This window comes from Fodinibius saliphilus (assembly GCF_005869845.1).
Taxonomy (GTDB): domain Bacteria; phylum Bacteroidota; class Rhodothermia; order Balneolales; family Balneolaceae; genus Fodinibius; species Fodinibius saliphilus.
Genome location: NZ_VAWF01000003.1, coordinates 221,584 through 242,713, shown reverse-complemented (window position 1 = coordinate 242,713; position 21,130 = coordinate 221,584). Strand labels below are relative to the sequence as shown.

Genomic DNA, 21,130 nt, shown 5'->3' with positions numbered 1-21,130 from the left:
TCGATATAAAGATAGCAAACTCCCACCCTCTAGGTGTTACAATCAAATAACATAGGTGTGTAAAATTTTTGGATCTATGATCTTACAGCATCCAACGACTGGCGTCCGGATCGATCCAAATGAGTGCGAAATTCACTTACCGTTTCGCCGGTAACATTTTTGAACTGCTTAGATAGATACTGCACACTACTATAGTTTAACTTCCAGGCAATCTCACTTAGTGTTAACTCTTGATAGCTGACTAACTCCTTAACCCGCTCAATTTTTAATTGTATTAAGTAACGTTCAATAGTCAGGTCCGTTTCACTTGAAAACCGGTTACTCAAATAACTATAATTACGGTGCATGCTCTCAGAAAGGTATTCTGAAAGTTTAGGCGGATCATCTTCTTTCTCAAGAATCTGCAAATAAGCTATGAGTTTAGCTTTTATTTCCTCTACCAGCTTATCTTTTTTCTCTTGTATAAGCTCAAAGCCTTTCTCTCTAAGCTGTGTGGCTATTGTTTCTAACTGCTCTTCGCCCGGGGTTTCAGCAACATCTACTTTGCCAAGCTCCACAGCCCGAACATCATACCCCAGCTCTTCGAAGAGCTCTTCTACTGCCGTAATACAACGGTCGCACACCATATTTTTGATATTTATAGTAGCCATAGTTTTATCTAACGGTGCACAATCTAGTTTCGTTTAGCTATAAAGATCCTGAAAGGAGCTGAATATGACAAGTTCATTCTGAAATAGCTTGCTGCTTCTCAGAAGTACAAGTTTTCATCTCAATAAAAAAGGTCCCTTCACCAGGTGAGACCTTAGTTATCTTCTCATTCACTGCACTCCATTTAGAAACAAACAGAGAACGTAGTACAGTCAAAGCCAGCTACCAACACCCCACACTACTCTACTGTTACACTTTTTGCCAGGTTACGGGGCTGATCTACATTACAACCGCGATTAACCGCTATATAATAGGAAAGCAACTGCAACGGTATCGATGTTAACAAGGGTGACAGACAATCTTCTGTCTCAGGTATTGAGCAGTAGAATTCTGAAAGATCAATGACCTCATTGTTATCCTCCCCTGTTATCGAGATAATACGTCCATCACGAGCCTTTACCTCTTCAATGTTGCTAATCATCTTTTCATTGGTATGATCGGTTGCTGCAACCACTACGACCGGCATCATCTCATCAATAAGTGCAATGGGCCCATGCTTCATTTCTGCTGCAGGATATCCCTCAGCATGACTATAAGAAATTTCTTTCAGCTTAAGCGCGCCTTCGAGGGCTACAGGAAAGTTGTACGTTCTTCCCAAGTACAAGAAATTGGGGGCATAGGTAAACAATCGTGCAATCTCTTTTATCGACTCTTTTTGCTCAAGAATCTTCTCTACTTTACCCGGAATACGATCCAACTCTTGAATCAGACGCCCGGCATATTGATCATCAATCGTTCCTCTTTTCTGTCCCAGCATAATTGCCATCATCGCCAGTACAGAAACCTGAGTAGTAAAAGCTTTAGTAGAAGCGACCCCAATTTCAGGACCGGCATGGGTGTATACTCCTGCATCCGTATCACGGGCTATCGTAGATCCTACCACATTACAGACACCCAGTGTTAAGGCTCCGTGCTCTTTAGCCGTGCGCAGCGCAGCCAGAGTGTCTGCGGTTTCTCCACTTTGCGATACAACCAACATCACATCATCTTCATCGATAAGGGCTTCACGGTAGCGGAATTCTGAAGCATATTCAACCTCTACCGACAGCTTTGCCAGGTGCTCAAACAGATATTCGCCCACAAGACCGGCATGCCAGCTTGTACCACAAGCGGCAATAATAAGTCTTTTTGCACCCACAAGTTTATCAAGCACATCGGCAATCCCGCCCAACTGAATAGAATTATTCTCTACATCAATACGTCCGCGCAAACAATCTGAGATTGCCCGAGGTTGTTCAAAAATCTCTTTGAGCATAAAGTGCGGGTAGCCGCCCTTCTCAATCTCTTCTACGCTCATTGCCAGCTCGTGTACCTTCTTTGTAAGCGATACATCTTCAATGGTTTTCACTTCGTAATCATCTTTAGTAACAATAGCCATCTCACCATCATCGAGATATACCACCTTCTTCGTATGCTCCACAATTGGTGAAGCATCGGAGGCTATAAACATCTCACCATCTCCAACCCCGAGAAGCAAAGGCGAGCCCTTTCGAGCCACAATTATCTGTTCGGGATTTTCAATATTGATAATCGCCAGACCATAGGTACCCACTACCTGCTTGAGCGCCATCTGCACAGCCTGTTCAAAAGTGATATCATCTTCACTTTCGTAGATCTCTTCAATAAGCTGAGCTATAACTTCGGTATCAGTGTCAGTATGGAAGCTGCGACCTTTGTTTTCAAGCTCCTTTTTAAGCGAATTATAGTTCTCAATAATCCCATTATGAACCAAGGCAATTTTCCCGGATCCGCTTACATGGGGGTGCGAGTTCACATCGTTCGGTGCACCATGGGTTGCCCAGCGCGTATGACCAATTCCCATATAACCGGCAGTAGGGTCCGCTGACAGTTTATCTTTCAGGTTTTGAACCTTGCCTTTTCCTTTTTTGATCTCCAGACTTCCATTATATAAAGCAATGCCAGCAGAGTCATAGCCTCGATATTCCAATCGTTCGAGTCCTTTAACAATAACCTCACTTGCCTTATTTTCTCCGACATAACCTACAATTCCACACATATGGGATATCCTGTAATTTGCGTAATTATTTTTGTTATACTGCCTCTCTGAGTCAGTTTTTGACCATGGGTAAAGTTATCATTCTATATTATATTTTAAAACTAACTCCTCATAACTTTTAGTCACTTACCTAGACATGCAGTTATGCTTCTTTGAAGATCATATTTCTGAAAATCTGCAGCCGCTTATCCTAACACGCCCGGTTGATGACCTGCGTGTAGGCATACAAACTATTTCTCAACAATGGGCTCTAGCATTAGAAGCTCCAGAACCTGCTCGACTGCTTCGGCCTCATCTACAAACTCTTTTTTCACGTGGCTCGATTAATGCTACCGAACAGTGCTTATGGATTAACAGTCGGTACCTACCCAGTAGCAGTCTGATTCAACAACTAAATGATTTAAACGAAGGACAATGCCTAAAACACGGAGACACCGTTATTGCTGCCTGTGTAAATGGTTCTACCTCGGCTGAGTGGCACAAAAACAATACCACTGACTTCAGCAATCTTTTTGTGCTCGAAGGTTCCGACTTCCTTTCTATTACATACCTTTGGGATATGTTCCAACTGAATGGACAACAGATAACATTTGATACTACCTTACTTCCCATAGAAGAAGATATCGATATTACAGTCTCTGAGAATGCGATACTCCAAAACAAAGACGATATCTTTATTGAAGAAGGCGCTACCATAGAGCCGGGTTGTATTCTAATTGCCGAAAACGGACCGATCTACATCGGCAGAAATGCAACGGTCATGGCCGGTTCTTATGTTCGCGGGCCGGTAGCTATTTGTGAAGGTGCCACTGTTAAAATGGGAGCCCGGATTTATGAAGGAACTACCGTTGGACCGGTATGCAAGGTGGGCGGCGAAATAAATAACACCATTTTCCATTCCTATTCAAATAAAGGTCACGATGGTTTTATGGGCAACTCCCTTATTGGGCAGTGGTGTAATATTGGTGCCGATACGAATACCTCAAATCTCAAAAATAACTACAGTAATATCCAGATTACCAACTGGAGTGATCGCGAGCAGATCGAAACCGGACAACAGTTTATCGGTACCATTATGGCCGACCACTGTAAAACAGCTATCAATACCCAGCTCAATACCGGAACTATCTGCGGGGTAAGCTGCAATATCTTTTCGGATGATTTTCCACCTAAACTCATCCCCTCTTTTAGCTGGGTGGGGGCGAATGTGATCCAAACCTACAAACTGGATAAAGCCTTTGAGGCGATGAAAGCGATGATGATACGCCGTAATATACCATTAACCGATGAATACCGGGAAATGATTACAACAATCTTCGAAAACCGAAGGGCCTAATTTAATTGGTTGCCCACTCAGGCAGCACACCTGCTTCAATGCCAAATACCAAGGTAATTAAAGAAAAAGCTGCGGCGGTCAGCAGCACAATAAAAATGAGATTCAACCATAAGCCGGCCCGGGACATTTCGGGAATGGTAATCTTATCACTCCCATACACAATAGCATTGGGCGGGGTTGCCACGGGCAGCATAAAAGCACAGCTGGCTCCCAAAGCCGCCGGAACAGCAAGTATCAGCGGATTTTCTCCCAACCCAATGGCTACCGAAGCAACAATAGGCAAAAAAGCGGCTGTTGTAGCCGTATTACTGGTAATCTCGGTCAAAAAGACGATAGTGACGACAACCAAGCTCACCAGCAGCAAAAGCGACCAGCCCCCTAACATACCAACTCCACTTCCTATCCAGCCTGCCAGCCCCGTTTCGCTGATGGCTGCGGCTAGGCTTAATCCACCTCCAAATAATATAAGCACGCCCCACGGCAGCTTCGCCGCATCAGACCAAGAAAGTAGAAACTGCCCCTCTGAAAGATTATGAGGAATAACAAAGAGGGACAAGGCCGCTGCAATAGCAATACCCGCATCCGAAAGCCCCGGTAAAATATTTGTCAAGAGCGGACGACTAATCCATAATACTGCTGCACAGATAAACACTGCCGCTACCTTCTTTTCAGAACTGCTTATAGGTCCCAGCTGCTCCAGTTCTTCTTCAATAAGGGCCCGGCCGCCGGGCAACAGATCAATTTTTATGGGATATATAACTTTAGTTAACATCCAGTAAAGAATGGGAACTGCAATAATAGTCAATGGCACCCCTACCATCATCCACTGGGCAAAACCGATATTAAGTCCGTAGGTCTCATTCATATATCCAGCCAGCAACGCATTAGGCGGCGTACCGATGATTGTAGCCATTCCCCCGATATTGCAACCGTAAGCAATACTGAGCACCAAGACAATCTCAAAATTTATTTTCCCGGCATGCTCTTTTTGATTCTCAACCAACTTTAATATAGAGAGTCCAATAGGTAGCATCATCAGGGCCGTAGCTGTATTACTGACCCACATACTGAGAAAAGCTGAAGCCAGGATAAATCCCATAATAATAGAAGAGGGACGGCTCCCCACAAACTCCACGATATTCAGCGCAATTCGGCGGTGCAGCTCCCAGCGCTCCATGGCAACAGCAATAATAAAGCCTCCCAAGAATAAAAAAATAAGCGGATTGGCATAAGGCGTGGTTGCTTCGGCGATACCTGTGATATTGAGCAGTGGTAATAACACAATGGGCAGCAGTGCCGTTACCGGAATAGGCAGTGCTTCGAAAAGCCACCAGGTAGCCATCAACAATGCCACCCCGGCGGTGTGCCAGCCCGCAACAGAAAGCCCTTCGGGCGCAGGCAGCAATAAGATACATACAAAAATCAGGGGCCCGGCAACAAAGCCCACGCGCCCACTGAGTACGAACGAATTCTGCTTCATCTGTCTCTTTTTTTCTTAATCATAATTATTTCAGCCGTATTATTGTTTATTCAACCCCATTTCCCACATGTTTCCCATCCACAAAAACAGCCCTTTATGCATCACAAGACGGGAGAAATATATATAGGCGTCCCAAAGGAAAGGTTCAACCTAATACCACGTTTTCCAAGAGCTTAATATAAAAATGTAAATAGAAATAGGTATTCTGTTGGAATAGTCGTATTATGGCGTGTTACATTTAATTACCCACCTACTAGTATATTTTTTGGAACGACGCGTTAATTCAACTCCTTTCATCTGATACCACTCGATAGGTGTACACTAATACACAGTTATATATTATGGCACAAGGCAAAATAAAATTTTTCGACACACAGAAAGGATTTGGATTTATTGCACCCGACGACGGTGGTAAAGACGTTTTCGTTCACAGAAACAATGTCGAAAACTTAGATTACAATCAAGGACTTGAAGACGACGAAGCAGTAGAATTTGACGTTGAAGAAACTCCTAAAGGATTAAGCGCTACTAACGTCCGAAGCTTGGACTACAAATAGTCGTTCTTTTTCTTGACGATTTTAAAAGCCCGCTTTTTAGCGGGCTTTTTTTGTTTGGGGATGTTTGGGATTTGCAGCATCTATATTTAGCGCACCCCTTACAACTCACCCTTTGCCGGGGCCGGGTTCAATACGAGTCCTAAAAAAGTATAGCAAGAGGTTTCAAATTCATTGCGAAATGTCCTATATTTGAAACCGTTCAAAATGCCCAAGTGGCGGAATTGGTAGACGCGCATGCTTCAGGTGCATGTGGGGGTTTCCCCGTGAAGGTTCGAGTCCTTTCTTGGGTACATTCAATACATCTCCTTTCAACTATATCGTATTGGCCAGACTCTGCTCACCCTTCCTGCCCTTTTTCAGCACATGTGTGTACCCCATGGTTGTTTTCACATTTTGGTGGCCGAGTAGTTCTTGTACCCCATTAGAAATTATTGGCCTACAAAGCGGTACGCAGATACACTTCATCATGACCCAGGGTTAAAATGGACAAAAAGTTCATGGAAATTTGGCGATTACCATTATCAATTTGTCGGTTCAGGAGACTACGTTGATGAATGGAATCTTGATGTTGTAAATGGTTACTACATACTTCGGCGGGTTGGCTCAAAATAAAAATTGAGACAGTCCATTCATATTTAAAATGTAATTCCTTTATTTATGTAGACAGGCCTCCCCAATGCTTGCCGACTTCCCTTTTATTAGTTACCCTTTCATTTGTATATAATTTCAATTCGCCACTTGTGCCTGCAGTTTATGCAAGACGTCGTTACATGAACAGTCATTTCTCTTCGTAACATTGCCACTGGATTTACGAATACCCTTTCTTTTATTGACAAATGTACAATTATAATTCAAGTGAGTTTTATGTATTTTTCATTTAAAGTGCACACGCTCCTCAACTGGGTATTCTTATTATCAATATGTATAGGTATTAATAGCCATCAATTTTTAGCTGAACCTGTAAGTCCATTAGATAAAATTAAAATTACTGGCTTTGAGAATTACTATATAGCCAAGACAGATACTCTACCTTTTCCACCCGAACAGTTTTACCGCCGTGCTACGCCCCGCAGTGAACGACTCATGCTCAGGCAGGAGATACCAAAATCAATGTCAGTGCAAGAATGGCGGGCAGATTTAGATACCCTAGCTTCCTTGATTCGTCAACGTATACCGTACTATGAGGCTGCGATCAATGAAAAAGAACTCACCCGGCGGGTGGATTCGCTTAAACAACTGGTGCCAGAACAGACGCGCGACCAGCGCATATTTTCACTTATGCAACTGGCTAATCTGCCAGCACTCGGCACGGGACATACTCGTATACGTTCCGCCCAAAGTGCCATAGGTTGGCGGGCTGTTCCATTATTTCCTTACCGGTTTGCTGATGGGGTTTATATCATGGCAGCCATCAATACCGACTGGATCGACAGTGAAATATTATCAGTCAACGGTATACCTGTTGACGAGGTGTACGAAGCATTATCTAAATATGTGAGCTCCGACAACCGGTGGGACATGTGGCGCGATGTGGAGGAATATGTAATTCAATTTCGCTGGGCCAACCACCTGAAGGCGCTGGATTTTATCGATGATATTAATAACGTACCCCTCGAGATTCGAACTCCTGAAGGAGAAAGAAAAGAGATACAGGTAAAAACGCTTATGCCCAATACCGCTGAATATGTAGCTTTTGCTACCATGCCACCGTCACGTCCGTTGGTGCCTGAAAACCTGCAATGGTCGCCGGGCTCCGAGCCCCAAAGTAATAGGGAACCGAATTACAGTCTGAGTTACCGCGATTCGACCCAGAACCTGTATCTCGATTTAAATTTGATTGTGCATGAATCCGAAGACTGGACACTCAACCACCTTGCCGACAGCCTTGGGCACATCGCCGATAGCAACCCGATCAACAAAATGATCATCGATCTCCGCACCAATGGGGGCGGCAACTCATCGGATGCGGAGCCCCTGATCCGACAGTTCGCCGATCATCCCAAGTTCAACCAGCGAGGTAAGCTCTATACGCTTATTAGTCCCGAAACTACATCGGCCGGAGGTATTTTTGCCATGCAGATGGAGCGCCGAACCAAAACCATTTTTGCCGGAGAAAACAGTTCTTTTAATCCCAATATCTGGGGCGAAACGGTACCGGCGCAACTGCCAAATTCCAAAATTGTGGTACTGCTGTCACATACAATGCATCAAGAGGGCATGCCCGATACGCCCAGAACCTACCTGGAGCCCGATATCAGGGTGCCTATGACCTCGGATCAACATTTTAACAACCAGGATTTAACTATGACGGCGGTTAAAGAACATCAGCCGCCCCCCCGCTATACCATAGAGCTAGATGCTGAGGAAAGAGAAAAGTTCACGGGCACCTATCGTATCTCTCCGGTACACCGAGCGACCATTACCAACGCTTCCGGTCAGCTACACCTGCAAGTCGATGATGGAGCCAAGCAAGCATTTATAGATACGGAATTATATCCACTGTCGACCCACCAGCTGGCTACCGATATTACAGATGTATACATAGATCGTCGGTTGGGTAACACACATCTAGATCTTATCTGGAAAGACACCACCTACGCTATGCATCCTGAAGAAGGAGATTTTAAACTACCCGCTGAACTTATACGAGCTGGAAAACTGGATGAGGCAGAAAAGCGGCTTAAAAGTGCTATTTCTTCCGGAATGAAGCTTGGTGGTGACTTTATTGAACATCCGCTTATTGGTCTTGTCGAAGAGAATCCCCTGCCGGTTTGGCCCGATGATCTGACCAAAGAAGAAAAAGCCCAACGTGCATTGCCTTATGCTAAGCTTGCTGATAAACTGGCTCCCATGTCATGGTATTCGACGGCTGAGCTGGCACAGTTATACAAAATTCTCGGGCAAGAAGGTAAGATGATGGATGCAGCACACCGAATCGTTAAGCTAAGTCCCGTACGGGGAGCCAATTTTGTTCGCGAATACATTGGGCTAGAGGTTGCACCTAATGGGGAAATTATCGCAGAATAAATTTTATAAACTGAAAAGGAATGAATATGCTCATTTAATCAGCATATTAATGGGACACGCCTCGCCGTTAGCTGTCATTGAGTAATTCAACACATCTTGCTAAATTTTTTCTTGTTTGTTCAATCTCTTGTTCCGTTAAATCACTCGTCATTTTGCATTCGATATTTTGCACTATCTTGTGTGCCTTTTTGAGTAAATCTTTTCCTTCTGAAGTTAAAAGCGTATTAATTTTCCTTCCGTGAGAAGGATCTGATTTTCTTTCAACCAATCCCTTTGCCTCCAACCCACCTATAATTTTGTGCATTGTTTGTGGCGTTAAAAAGCAGCGACGGGCTAATTCAGCATTCGAAAGTCCCTGATCTTCTTCTAAAATACTTAATGCGGCATATTGGGGTGTTGTTACTCCAACAGTATCTAATTTTTCATCCATGCGCGAGCGTAACACTTGTTGAGTGCGCTTAATCACATATCCTAACCTTTGGTCAACCATAATTACGTATTGATTTATCAGTATGCTGATATTATATTGTCAGTGCACTGATAATATAACCTAAAATTTATTCAATCTCTATGACCACAATTAACCAACATGATGATATCTTCACATTAATTAATGTTTTTCATGTCGAACCTACCAACCAGCAAGAACTTGTTAATCTACTTGCTGAAGCTACTGAAGAAGCAATGAGTACTCTGCCCGGATTTATCTCAGCAAACATTCATCAAAGTTTAGATGGGAAAAGAGTAATCAATTATGCTCAATGGAAAAGCAAAGAACATTTTGAACAGATGTTGTCGAATTCTGCTGCCATTCCCCATATGAAAGAAGCAGAAAAACTCGTGAACAGTTTCGAACCAATTCAAACGGGAGTAGTTGATTCGATATCAATTTAATTAATCACGATGAAATATTGGATCATAGTCGCTTCCAAAGACCATATGCAAGCCGCAAAAGAAGGAAGTTACTGCCAAGCTTGTCATGGTAAGAAGTGGCCATTGGCAAAAATGAGTGCCGGCGACGGAATTCTATTTTACTCGTCAAAAGAAAAACTTAGATCAAATACCGCTTATCAAAAGTTTACTGCTATTGGTTTCGTTGAGAAGGGAAAAGTATCTCAACAAACGATAAACGCTAATTTTAAACCTTATCGCAGGAAGGTGAAATTTCTGCATTGTGAGGAAGTTAAAATACATCCACTTCTTAAGAAGTTACATTTCGTGGATAATATTGATAAATGGGGATATAAGTTAATGAACGGGTTTTTAGAAATAAACAAATATGATTTTGAACTCATCAAAAGTAACATGCTGACCAAACATTGAGTCTGGTCAGCTAACCCCTTTAAAAAGGGAAATGTCAAGCAGATAGCCCTCACCCAGCATTCTTCTTTTCGCTTCAATTTGTAAATCCTATTCAAACCTATCGCTGGCGACCGGGTTCGTTGATCACGCTCGGATTACCTGCCGGCAGCCAACCCCCTTTTCGGGCTTATCCTCCGCCAATGGGCAGAAGCTGCAGCTCTGTGGGAGCTACTATCCCAGATCTCCGGCCGGCCAGCCAACCGATGTCCCAATCCCGCGCACGGGCTCGGTGTCCCTCTTAGGCGTTCGGGTTTATCGGTTGGGGCCAGCAGGTTTGGGAAGCAGCCCTTACTGGCTGCCCCTTACATCCGTTATATTCTTGGTTCTTCGTCAGCATATGCCAGACGCCTTTGGCCAGCTCTTTTCCAACCACAGCTCGCGCTACCGGGCGACCGCTTCGGCGCTTAATCTTTTGGTAGAATTTCTTCACAACCTTGTAATGGGTATAGGCCGAGACGGCGGCCTGCCCGAAAGCTGCTCGCAGGTACTTGTTGCCATCCTTGTTTCCTGATTTATGTCTGCTCTTCCCTCCACTGTTTTTACTACCCGGTACCAGACAACAATAACTGACAAACTGTTTGGCACTGGGAAAACGGGTAATATCCCCGATTTCGGCCAAGGTGAGATCGATTCCGTTGGCCCGGCACCAGTCACTAAGCCAGTACCAGTTGCTGGTGCACTCGACCACGGCTTTCACAGGGCCGTCAAAGGTGCCAAAGAAATCTTCCAGCGATTACCGGGACGTCGGCAGCTTTGCCTCTCGAATTACTTCACTATTGCTGTTAATCGCGACATTTACCATATTATTTGCGTGAAGATCTATTCCTACATAGGTCATGGGGTCCTCCTTGGATTAGTTAGGATTGATACTTTCTAATCTAAGTGAGGACCTCCTTTTTGGAAAGATCCCGCGCATTTATTAGACTACCCTACCTGTTTAAATGTGCTGATAAATCTACGTTTTAGAATACCAGCACTTATTGTTAACTAATGCCAAGTTTTGCCTAGTAAAACTATTCCTGCGGGCAGCATATAAGTTTTCGGAGAGTATCTCCCCTTAAAATATCGAGACTGAGACAGCAACTGAGCGACCTCTTTTCTTTGTTATCCAACCACCATAAGAGGGCGATCAAGAAGTTTTTTTACAACGTGTTAAGAAGATACCTTACAGCTAAATTTAGAAGATGCCCTACAGCTAAATAAGGTTCAAAGCATTACACTAATTTTAGTAATGGCAGAAAATTATCCTCTACAGCAGATATTAGCCCTCAATTATAAACTTATAAAAGAGGTCTCTTATGAAAGATTCAAAATTCTTGATTCAATTCTTATCAACTTCTATTCTGATACTTGCATTTATATTGGTAGGGTGTGATTCTGTTATAGATTCTCAAATCTCAGATTCAAAAGATTCAAATTCAAAATCAGCGAGCAACTTAATTGAGGCTAGTTCTCATCAAGGACCACCTACTGCTTCAGGTCCAAGGGTAATCAGGTTTGAGGGAACAGCTACTTTCTTGATAACAGATCCCAAGAATGATTACGCATATTTTGTTGGAGCTAATGTGGTCGATATTTGTCAAGGCATACCCAGCTTTAGTGCCGTTAATTTTATGGAAGTTCAACCCGCTGAAGATCTAAATCGCATAATACGAAATATTAAAGGCAAAGATGTGTTAGCCAGTTTGTGGAATCCAGCTCCCAGTAGTTGTGCTGATGTATTAGCAGGTGAACCGCTTGCTACCGGTATTGCCAATTTCACATCCACGGATAATGATCTTCTTGTCTTCTTAAATCCAGATAACAAAAATGCAAATTCATTTGGCATATCGAGCTCTGGAAAATTTGAACTAACTAGTGATGGAAAATCAGTAAGAGCTAATGCACATAGTAGATGTGTATGGGATGGTGTTGACCCAACAACATTGAAGTGCAAAGATAAAGTTAATGTTGCGGGTTATTAACTAAATATTTAGCAGTATAATAAGTTGCTATAACCTTCCGACTCCGACATGAAGTTTTATTTGGAATTTGGACGCAACTCAACAGAGTTGCGTCCTTTTGCTTTTTGGTATAAACGTTTGGAATGTGTGATGCATCACAAATCCCATTACGCCCATTAAGTGCAATGTCGTTAGGCTTCTCAGAACAATAAAAAGGCCGCGAGATAGCAAATCCCGCGGCCCTCAAACGTTTTACGATAGTTTATTTACCAGTTTACAATCCAACCCTTGCATTTTCTCCATGGAATACTCCGTCTGGATTAGGATACCAAATCCAGGCATGGAGCGCCCAGAATGTGCCTGTTGGTAAGCTAAGCATGTGCCAGTAATCTCCATCGACTCCTGGAAAAGCATCATCCAAATCACTCTGGCTGGATACCGCACTTACAGGAATCAAATATTCAACAGCACCTAGCCGACGGTTATCTGGTTCAGCTGGATTACGCTGATACACCAACACTTCGGGCTCCAGATAATTTATAGTACCGTCAATCAGCGTTGGGTTTACATGGTGATATCCCATTTGAGGTACCCAATGGTCTGTGGGAATATACCCATCAGCCGTGGCATGGTCCACATTATTATAAGGTGCCGTTGCTCTTCGCACCTCTGCTAATGTCCGTTGTAAACCGGAATTGTTAACCGAATGAAGTGCTGTCGGAACATGGTCGATGCTGTCTCCCGGCTGTGATACCTGTTCTGAAGTTACAGATGAGTCACATCCCAAGAGTAGAATTGTCATTAAAGGTATGATGAAAAGATAGACCTTCTTATATGAATACATATTTCCCTCTTATTTTTTTGTTTGTATAGATTTATAATTGATAGGAGGCAAAGTGATTCAAACACTCCATCATTTAAACTTGCAATACCTCTATACAGGTTATTGCCAGTGCCACCCAAGCTTTTTATGTAAGACAAATCACCACACATATTTTTCACTTCTTTTTTGACGCAATTATTGTGATGATTACCCTCCATATCCCGAAACAAAGATAATAACACTCACGAATAACCGCCCCTACGATGCGTGAAGTATCGTTTTATTGCCATTAAGTCCGCCAAATTGCGTTCCTGTAGACCCTGCAACCCTGGATAGTGTTCTTTGCTTTTGGGGAAATCATATCAGAACCTACTATTCATCAAGAACCTGATGCGCCAATCGTTATAATTCCCATTCGGTAGCCGTATTTTTGAATTTTATTATTTATATAGATAAAATGGATTAAACGATAACATGATGATTTATTTTGCTGAAATTTTCATACTACACTTTTTTAAAAATATGAAAGCGCACACATTATGGCTCAGCATTATTTTGATTGTTAGTCTTTCAAGTTGTACAACATCTCCACTAGAAAAGGACACTGAGATACTTACCGGGCAAATAAAAAAAATCCAAGTTGACTGCGGGGGGTGGGGACTTAAAGCTGATGATGAACTTTACGAACTTGTTAAGCTACCAGATAATTTCAAGGAGAATGGATTACGCGTGCAAATGGCAATCAGTAACCGTCAAGATTTAGCAAGTTGTACGATGGTTGGGCCAATAGTTGAAGTATTATCTATACAACGAATTGAGGCACTATAATACGCGCAATAAGGGGGGCAAGCCTTACCGATTCTTGCTATCTGTTCTTTTTATAGATATAGTTTCATTTAATAAGAATTTCAACGCTCCGGCACCTATACCTAATACGTATGATCATTAGCTATATACTACATTACTAATAAATACTGTTCGTCATGGAAAAAATTAGATTAAAAGTGAATCCTAAATACTGGGTCATTTTCTTTGTTTCCTTTTTTGCTTTCGCCAACGTATTTCTTTACTACTTTGCTGGTGTAAACTCCATTCAACTGCTACTTCCAATAACATTTGTTGCTTCCGTTATTGTCGCTGGATCTGCGGTAGCTATTTCAAGATTTAATCAAAGGGAGGTTATAATTGATGATAAAGAAATCAAGAAAGTTGGTTATAATTCGGAAGCTATTTTATTCAGTAATATTAAAAGAGTTGAAGTTGGTACTGGCGGTTTTAGTATCTATGGTAGCAGTAAAAGTCCAATTAATATCTCAACAATGCATTCCAACTTTGAAGCTGCTAAGGAGGTTCTAAAAGAAAAGATAAAAGGCAAGAAAAGTGTTGAAATTACTGGCTACCAATATTTTATAAACAAATATCTAAATTGAAAACAGTTGTACATCTATCCCCTTCCCTACAAAGGGTAAGTAAACTGCGAGCCTAGATAATGGGCACTACTTTCCTATCTAAAAAAGCCCGGCCTATAAAAGACCGGGTACATAGGTCAAACCTAAATGTTCGGATTATTAATCCAACTCAGCGACTTTATCCGGTACCCTTTCCCATATCACATCTGTATGATCCCGGATCATACCGCCCAGTTCTTTCCACGTTCCCTCTTTACTAAAAATACCATTCATGTAATGCTGGTGGAAATCGTCCATTCAATATTATAATCCGCCACATAATATATAGCGGTAGTACTGGCACTTTCCTGGGCAACAGCTGTTGAAAAAAAACAAAAAGATGCCTAAAATTTGAGATGCTATAACCTTAGGTTTAGTTAGTAATCGCATAATATTTACCCTCTATTTTTAGAATTGCGGAGCAACCAAATATAGCTGATAATAAGATTTACGATACAGCACTCTTCTTGTTGAATACTTCATAGTAATTAAAAAAACTGATATTAAAAATATTATCGTAGCAACAGATTATTTGAGAAGATATAGAAGTTGCGAATTTTGACCACTGCCAAATCAAAAATATTTTCGAACTATATTAAAGAAACAGATAATCATATAAGGGCCTTCCGTGTCAAATAAATATGCTAGAACTGATGTTGAATACACTGCTACATAGTTGTTGTATATATATTTTTCAGTCAAGCATATTGGCATTTTACTAGTTAAGCGAAGATTAAAACAGTACGAACAAATCGGGGACAAAAGTTATGACCTCCTATTAAGAACTCAAATCGGGAGTATTTCTATCAAAAATATCAGCATGAAATTTACTATCATTTGTCGGCAGCGGAACCCTATCAATCACTAAAGCTTACAGCCCGTATTAACTGGCCCCCAACATCAAAACCCGAACACGGGATAGATTCCTGTGAGAGTAAAACCTTTACCTACAACGACTTCCCAAAATTCACGAAAGGCGGATAATCTTATCTTTTACTACTGCTATGCAATAGAGATAAACAGTGAGCAAGTTCGTAGTTTGATAATAGACATCGATAGGTGATCACTTTATTTAGACTTGTTTCATATTTCCGTTTCTGTTCGTAATTAACCATGGCTTTAGATACTTTTATAGCATAATTTGAAATAAAGAAAGGAGAGATTATGTGTAAAAGAGATGAATGTCCGGAATGCGGTGCTTCCGCATTAGAAGCTTGTCAACATGAACCTAAAGATGATTGCGCCCGAGAAGTAGCAACCTGTACTAAGTGTGGAGCCACGGCTACTGAACCGTGCCGCGATGAAGCATAAAAATAACTTATAACTATTTATGGAGTATCCCTTTTCCGGATACTCCATTTTTTATGCCTCTCTTTTTTATAACACAGTAAAAATGGACAACTGGTGATATTTCCGGTGATCAACAACCACCATTTCTTCGCTGTTATATATTGGACCTCCAGAGATGTTTATTAATAAATTGCAATTTGCTAATTGCCTGCAAACAACCTAGGATATATTTAAGAGGTTTTTCAGCATATTCAAAAATGCTAAGAGAGGGGAAAATAAAACAAGGTGGGCAAATCTAGTTATCAAAGATAGAGACCATATACTTCCTCAGTAGATCAATACCTCTTCATTTAATTTCAATTAACGGAGGGAAGTCCATGAAACAGCAAATTCATTTCTTAGGAATACTTATAGCAACCAGCTTTATAGTATGGAGTTGTCAACATGCTACACAAAGTGATGTTGAAACAACAAGCAACCAATCACAAGTAATTTCATCAGTACAGGGCACACCCCATCTGCTTTCCAGCTGCTAAACAGCAGGAAGCACAGGTTTGACGGCTGTATACGTGAATCAGTCGGTAAAAATTGAAACCATTAATTTTGCAGATCACAGTTGTGACCTGGCTATATATTTTGATGCCAATGCTCCTAAAAATGCATCGGTACAAAATGTAACAATCATACAGGAAACCAGTGCAACCGGAAGAAGTACCGGTCTTTGGAATAATGGAGGAGATATTACGATCAAACGTTCTACTTTTATCACAGATTTCTCCGGCCAATACCTGCCAATTCGCTTTGACGATGGAGTCCAAGGAACAATAACCGGTAATGATATTACCGGTACTCATCGTTCTGCTATACTGATCCGTGGTAAAAATACACATGCCAATATCAAAGGGAATACGGTCGCAGGAAGTGGCGCCAAAACTAACGGCTGGGCTGAAAACGGAATCCAAGTGGATCAAAATGCATCAGCTAAAATTATCCGGAACAACATCGCAGGCCATTGGTGGGATGGAGAATCAAACTTTGCTTCAACAGGATTACTTCTGTTTGGGGTTTCCAATGCCTCTTCTTCCTGAGACGCTGATTCTACCAATACCCAACAGATCTTCGTCTCCTGCTACCTGCGTAACCACCTCTTAAAAAGCTTTATCCGTGCTGGATATTTATATCGGCAAGCTTTTTATAGAGCCGTTCCCTCGATGTACTCACCGAACAGTCCGTCGATACCTTTAGCATGTACTCTCTCGGGATCTCCCTGGGCGCTTCAAACGTACTAGCCAGAGCTTCAAAATCTTCGCGTCGGGCGTCTGACACTACATCTTCTTGACCGTCCCGTGCCTGAAGACGCTCTTTAATAACAGCATCCGGTGCTTCCGTCTCCACAAAAAGTACCGGGACCTCTACTGTTTCGATCAGTTTCTTGCGGGCTGATCTCTTGCTATACGTAGCATCTAAAATCACACTTCGGCCATCTCCCAGACATTCTACTGCGTGATCCAGTAACGCCTGGTAGGTTTTTTCGGACATTTGACGGGAATATAGTTCATCCCTTTTTTCTTCTGGAGAACGTTCTGAAAGGGGCAGCCCAGCCATTTTTTTTCGGATACGATCGCTTGAGAACCGTTCTATATCAAGTTTATGTGACAGGTGTCGCGCAATGGTACTTTTACCTGTCCCAACACGTCCCATTACGACCAGCAACTTAGGATGTGACCCGAGCAGGGCATATCGCAGCGAAAGCTTAAAATAACGAGCTGCCGTTGCTGCTGCTTTTTTTCGTTCTTGTTTTGGTACTTCCTCTTCCCCGCTCTGCAAGCTCTTGACCTTGCCCTTTACATAAGCACGATAACATTTATAAAAATCGATAATACTGAGCAGTCCGGGATCTTCCAGTATTTTTGCCATCCGATCTATAAAATAGCGCTCTTCTTTCCACCGATTATTGAAGTCCAAATCCATTGCCAGAAATGCCAAATCCACAGCCAAGTCACCATATCGAAAACGTTCGTTAAATTCGATACAGTCATATATCTGCACCTTATCCGGCGTTATATGAATATGCTCCAGATGCAGATCACCATGCCCGTCTACTATACGTTTATCCTGTACTCGCTGCTCAAAAAGGCTTTGATGTTGGTTGAAATATTCGTTTGTAAAATGCCGAATTGCATCAAAACTATTTTGTTCTATCGTTTCCCCAATAAATGCTTTGGTCTGCTCAAAGTTTTCATCCGTATTTACTTTGATATTTTCTATCTTGCCCCACCTTAAAACCTCTTCATCCGGGTCCTGACCGTCATAAAATTCAGCTAACTTATTTGCTAGTCGGTTCAACTGATCATAGGTTAAAGAACCATCTTCCAGGTAGGTATGTAGAAAGTACTCTTCCGGCAGCAACCTCATCTTAACAGCATATTCTACTACGTTCCCAACGCTCAGTTCTTCTTCAACAAACTCAACTGCACCGTTCTGTTCTACAATAGAAATAATCCCCAAGTAAATATCATCACTCAAGCGCCGGTTCAAATTTACTTCGCGCCGGCAATATTTTTTACGCTTTTTGAGAGTGCTGTAATCCAAGAAGCCAAAATCGACCGGCTTTTTGAACTTATAAACATATGGCGGGGCAATAAATACGTGGGAAATATGCGTTTGAATATGCTCTACTTGCTCTGGCTTGTGAGGATAAAAGTTTGCCTGCTCAAGATGATTAATAAGCTTATCCAAGATATTTGAATTCAGTGCTTGCACGCTCATAATTTCATAGTTATAAGGTTCGGCAATTACTCTATCAAAAAGATAACAACCCTGCTATCAAAAGTCTTGTCTCCTTATAATTAAAGGTTGTTAATATAAGGGCTCCTGAAACAAGCTTTTACGATCAGTAATTGCACTTTTCCCCTTATTACCTATTTTGTATTAGTTTTTAATCACCGACAACAACTTAAAATTTCCGCTGTTATGCAGAGCAAAATTCGGCTCCCTTTTCTTTTCTTAATTGTTGCTTTCGTGTTTAGTTGCACCCAACAGAAAGGCCCTTCAGCCTCCGACATCCAATATCCGGATACCAAAAAAGTAGATACTGTTGATACTTATTTTGGTACAGAGGTACCTGACCCCTATCGCTGGCTTGAGAATGATAATGCTGAAGAGACTGAAACGTGGGTAGAGGCCCAAAACAAAGTCACTTTTTCTTATCTCAATGACATACCATTTCGAGCTGAGGTTAAAAAAACGGTTAAAAATCTTATTAATTACGAAAAAATAAGTGCCCCCGACAAACACGGAGAATACTATTATTACTACAAGAATGACGGCCTGCAGGACCAAAGTGTATATTACCGTACCAAAGATCTGAATAGTGACAAGGAAGAAGTATTTTTGAACCCCAACAACTTTTCTGAGGATGGCACGATTTCTATGGCCGGCACTTCCTTCTCTAATGATGGCTCTCTGATGACTTACCTTATCTCTGATGGTGGATCAGACTGGCGTAAAGCAATCACCCTTGATACCGAAACCAAAGAAGTGGTCGGTGATACGTTAACAGATTTAAAATTCACAGGCATCTCCTGGAAAGGCACTGAAGGATTTTACTACAGCAGTTATGAACGTCCCAAAGAGGGTGAAGCCCTTACCGCTGCTAATAAAAATCAAAAGGTCTATTTTCACAAAATTGGTACCCAGCAATCTGAAGATCGCGTAGTATTTGGGGGCGATATTCAGCGACGCGGTATTTCTGCAGGACTTACCGAAGATGAACGTTTCCTGGTCCTCTCTCCCTGGAAAGGCACCAGCGGTAATGAACTGTATATTAAGGACCTCGAAGATCCCGATGGCGATTTTGTGCAGTTCGTAGACAACTTTGAAAATAACCATAGCGTACTACACAGCGAGGGAGACCGATTGCTCATTTATACCAACCTGAATGCCCAAAACTATCGTATTGCTGAAACTACTATCGATAAACCCAATCCCGAAAGCTGGGATACCCTCATCTCCGAATCAGAACATGTACTTAACAGTGCTTCTACTGCGGGGGGGTACCTGTTCCTGAATTATCTTGAAGATGCTAAATCTAAAGTAAAACAGCTTACTTTGGATGGCGAGCATGTGCGGGATATAGATCTACCTGCCATAGGATCGGCCAGGGGCTTTGGAGGAGAGTCCGAAGACACCGAACTCTATTATACCTTCACCTCTTTTACCTATCCCAGCACAGTTTTTCGGTATGATATTGAATCAGGCACTTCTGAACTTTACGAGCAACCCGACGTTGCTTTTCATCCTGATCAGTATGAAACCAAGCAGGTATTCTATGAAAGTAAGGACGGTACGGAAATTCCGATGTTTATCGTCCATAGAAAAGGAGTTGAGCTAAATGGTAATAACCCTACCCTGCTCTATGGCTACGGTGGATTTAATATTAGCCTGACCCCCTCTTTCAGCACCCGATGGATATCATGGTTGGAGATGGGCGGCGTTTTTGCGATGGCAAATTTACGCGGTGGCGGAGAATATGGAGAAAGCTGGCATAAAGCCGGAACCAAAATGGAGAAACAGAATGTATTTGATGATTTCATTGCAGCAGGAGAATACCTTAAAGCTGAAGACTACACCAGCTCCGATAAGCTAGCTATTATGGGTGGTTCTAACGGTGGTCTGCTGGTTGGTGCTACCATGACCCAGCGCCCTGACCTTGCCCAAGTTGCCATTCCACAGGTTGGTGTACTGGATATGCTGCGTTACCACAAATTTACTATTGGAGCAGCATGGGCCTCTGATTATGGACGTGCCGATGATTCCAAAGAGATGTTTGAATACCTTTACGGATACTCACCCTATCATAATCTGGAAGAAGGTACCAGCTTTCCTGCTACTCTTGTAACTACCGCAGATCATGATGACCGTGTGGTTCCTGCTCACTCCTTTAAATTTGCGGCTCGTCTGCAAGAGTACCATACCGGGAATACTCCTGTAATGATCCGTATCGAAACACGCGCCGGACATGGGGCCGGAACGCCAACAAGTAAAACGATTAAACAGCTCACAGATATCTTTTCCTTTACGCTGTATAATATGGATAGCCAACCGGACAACTAAGCAGATACAGCAAAGCTGATTATT

20 protein-coding genes and 1 tRNA gene are annotated in these 21,130 nt (G+C 42.2%); 13 read left to right on the top strand and 8 right to left on the bottom strand.

The genetic code is table 11. The annotated features are described in order from the left end of the window. Positions 1–74: 74 nt before the first annotated feature. Positions 75–650, bottom strand: a complete 576-nt coding sequence (locus FCN14_RS11685) for a helix-turn-helix domain-containing protein (protein ID WP_138431462.1) — start codon at positions 648–650, stop codon at positions 75–77. A gap of 236 nt (positions 651–886) precedes the next feature. Then, positions 887–2,725, bottom strand: a complete 1,839-nt coding sequence (gene glmS, locus FCN14_RS11680; RefSeq protein ID WP_138431461.1) for a glutamine--fructose-6-phosphate transaminase (isomerizing) — start codon at positions 2,723–2,725, stop codon at positions 887–889. Between the two features lie 136 nt (positions 2,726–2,861). Here glmS and FCN14_RS11675 point away from each other — a divergent pair, with 136 nt between their 5' ends. Beyond that, positions 2,862–4,061: a putative sugar nucleotidyl transferase gene (locus tag FCN14_RS11675; RefSeq protein ID WP_138431460.1), complete on the top strand. Its 1,200-nt coding sequence runs from the start codon at positions 2,862–2,864 to the stop codon at positions 4,059–4,061. A 1-nt stretch (position 4,062) separates the two neighbouring features. On the opposite strand, the gene FCN14_RS11670 is transcribed toward FCN14_RS11675, so the two are convergent. Beyond that, on the bottom strand, positions 4,063–5,541 hold the full coding sequence (locus FCN14_RS11670) for an SLC13 family permease (protein ID WP_138431459.1): 1,479 nt from the start codon (positions 5,539–5,541) through the stop codon (positions 4,063–4,065). A gap of 341 nt (positions 5,542–5,882) precedes the next feature. Between FCN14_RS11670 and FCN14_RS11665 the strand changes: the two genes are divergently transcribed. The 3 genes from FCN14_RS11665 (at position 5,883) to FCN14_RS11650 (ending at position 9,125) form a co-directional block, all read left to right on the top strand. Beyond that, the gene (locus FCN14_RS11665) at positions 5,883–6,098 is read left to right on the top strand and encodes a cold-shock protein (protein ID WP_138431458.1); all 216 of its coding nucleotides are present in this window, start codon (positions 5,883–5,885) and stop codon (positions 6,096–6,098) included. Positions 6,099–6,304: 206 nt separating this feature from the next. Continuing rightward, positions 6,305–6,388 (top strand) — tRNA-Leu (locus tag FCN14_RS11660). 574 nt (positions 6,389–6,962) lie between these two features. Next, positions 6,963–9,125, top strand: a complete 2,163-nt coding sequence (locus FCN14_RS11650) for a S41 family peptidase (RefSeq protein ID WP_138431456.1) — start codon at positions 6,963–6,965, stop codon at positions 9,123–9,125. A 67-nt stretch (positions 9,126–9,192) separates the two neighbouring features. Here FCN14_RS11650 and FCN14_RS11645 read toward each other — a convergent pair whose 3' ends face one another. After that, the gene (locus tag FCN14_RS11645; protein ID WP_138431455.1) at positions 9,193–9,615 is read right to left on the bottom strand and encodes a MarR family winged helix-turn-helix transcriptional regulator; all 423 of its coding nucleotides are present in this window, start codon (positions 9,613–9,615) and stop codon (positions 9,193–9,195) included. Positions 9,616–9,695: 80 nt separating this feature from the next. Between FCN14_RS11645 and FCN14_RS11640 the strand changes: the two genes are divergently transcribed. Together FCN14_RS11640 and FCN14_RS11635 are read left to right on the top strand one after the other, a co-directional pair. Further along, positions 9,696–10,019 (top strand): antibiotic biosynthesis monooxygenase family protein, encoded by a 324-nt coding sequence (locus FCN14_RS11640; protein ID WP_138431454.1) that lies wholly within the window; start codon positions 9,696–9,698, stop codon positions 10,017–10,019. A 9-nt stretch (positions 10,020–10,028) separates the two neighbouring features. After that, positions 10,029–10,448 carry an EVE domain-containing protein gene (locus FCN14_RS11635; RefSeq protein WP_138431453.1) on the top strand — a complete coding sequence of 140 codons (420 nt, stop codon included), beginning with the start codon at positions 10,029–10,031 and terminating at the stop codon, positions 10,446–10,448. 277 nt (positions 10,449–10,725) lie between these two features. On the opposite strand, the gene FCN14_RS11630 is transcribed toward FCN14_RS11635, so the two are convergent. Then, the gene (locus tag FCN14_RS11630; protein WP_212747633.1) at positions 10,726–11,184 is read right to left on the bottom strand and encodes a transposase; all 459 of its coding nucleotides are present in this window, start codon (positions 11,182–11,184) and stop codon (positions 10,726–10,728) included. A 601-nt stretch (positions 11,185–11,785) separates the two neighbouring features. Between FCN14_RS11630 and FCN14_RS11625 the strand changes: the two genes are divergently transcribed. Beyond that, positions 11,786–12,451 (top strand): hypothetical protein, encoded by a 666-nt coding sequence (locus FCN14_RS11625; RefSeq protein ID WP_138431451.1) that lies wholly within the window; start codon positions 11,786–11,788, stop codon positions 12,449–12,451. A gap of 253 nt (positions 12,452–12,704) precedes the next feature. Here the strand turns inward: FCN14_RS11625 and FCN14_RS11620 are convergent, their stop codons facing one another. Next, positions 12,705–13,274, bottom strand: a complete 570-nt coding sequence (locus tag FCN14_RS11620; RefSeq protein ID WP_138431450.1) for a hypothetical protein — start codon at positions 13,272–13,274, stop codon at positions 12,705–12,707. 453 nt (positions 13,275–13,727) lie between these two features. Between FCN14_RS11620 and FCN14_RS11615 the strand changes: the two genes are divergently transcribed. Together FCN14_RS11615 and FCN14_RS11610 are read left to right on the top strand one after the other, a co-directional pair. Beyond that, complete coding sequence (locus tag FCN14_RS11615) at positions 13,728–14,081, top strand: hypothetical protein (RefSeq protein WP_138431449.1); 354 nt, start codon at positions 13,728–13,730, stop codon at positions 14,079–14,081. Between the two features lie 155 nt (positions 14,082–14,236). Next, on the top strand, positions 14,237–14,683 hold the full coding sequence (locus FCN14_RS11610; RefSeq protein WP_138431448.1) for a hypothetical protein: 447 nt from the start codon (positions 14,237–14,239) through the stop codon (positions 14,681–14,683). A gap of 138 nt (positions 14,684–14,821) precedes the next feature. Here FCN14_RS11610 and FCN14_RS15775 read toward each other — a convergent pair whose 3' ends face one another. Beyond that, positions 14,822–14,959: a hypothetical protein gene (locus FCN14_RS15775; RefSeq protein ID WP_171032906.1), complete on the bottom strand. Its 138-nt coding sequence runs from the start codon at positions 14,957–14,959 to the stop codon at positions 14,822–14,824. Positions 14,960–15,865: 906 nt separating this feature from the next. Between FCN14_RS15775 and FCN14_RS15770 the strand changes: the two genes are divergently transcribed. From FCN14_RS15770 to FCN14_RS11605, 3 genes are all read left to right on the top strand, one after another. Continuing rightward, a complete protein-coding gene (locus FCN14_RS15770) occupies positions 15,866–16,012 on the top strand; it encodes a hypothetical protein (RefSeq protein ID WP_171032905.1) in 147 nt (48 codons plus the stop codon). Positions 16,013–16,368: 356 nt separating this feature from the next. After that, positions 16,369–16,527, top strand: coding sequence for a hypothetical protein (locus tag FCN14_RS15765; protein ID WP_171032904.1), 159 nt, complete (start codon positions 16,369–16,371; stop codon positions 16,525–16,527). An 18-nt stretch (positions 16,528–16,545) separates the two neighbouring features. Continuing rightward, positions 16,546–17,079 (top strand): right-handed parallel beta-helix repeat-containing protein, encoded by a 534-nt coding sequence (locus FCN14_RS11605; protein ID WP_138431447.1) that lies wholly within the window; start codon positions 16,546–16,548, stop codon positions 17,077–17,079. Between the two features lie 70 nt (positions 17,080–17,149). On the opposite strand, the gene FCN14_RS11600 is transcribed toward FCN14_RS11605, so the two are convergent. Beyond that, positions 17,150–18,760, bottom strand: a complete 1,611-nt coding sequence (locus tag FCN14_RS11600) for a bifunctional aminoglycoside phosphotransferase/ATP-binding protein (RefSeq protein ID WP_138431446.1) — start codon at positions 18,758–18,760, stop codon at positions 17,150–17,152. Between the two features lie 204 nt (positions 18,761–18,964). Here FCN14_RS11600 and FCN14_RS11595 point away from each other — a divergent pair, with 204 nt between their 5' ends. Next, entirely contained in the window at positions 18,965–21,106 is a 2,142-nt protein-coding gene (locus FCN14_RS11595) for a prolyl oligopeptidase family serine peptidase (RefSeq protein ID WP_138431445.1), read from the top strand. The last annotated feature ends 24 nt before the right edge of the window (positions 21,107–21,130 follow it).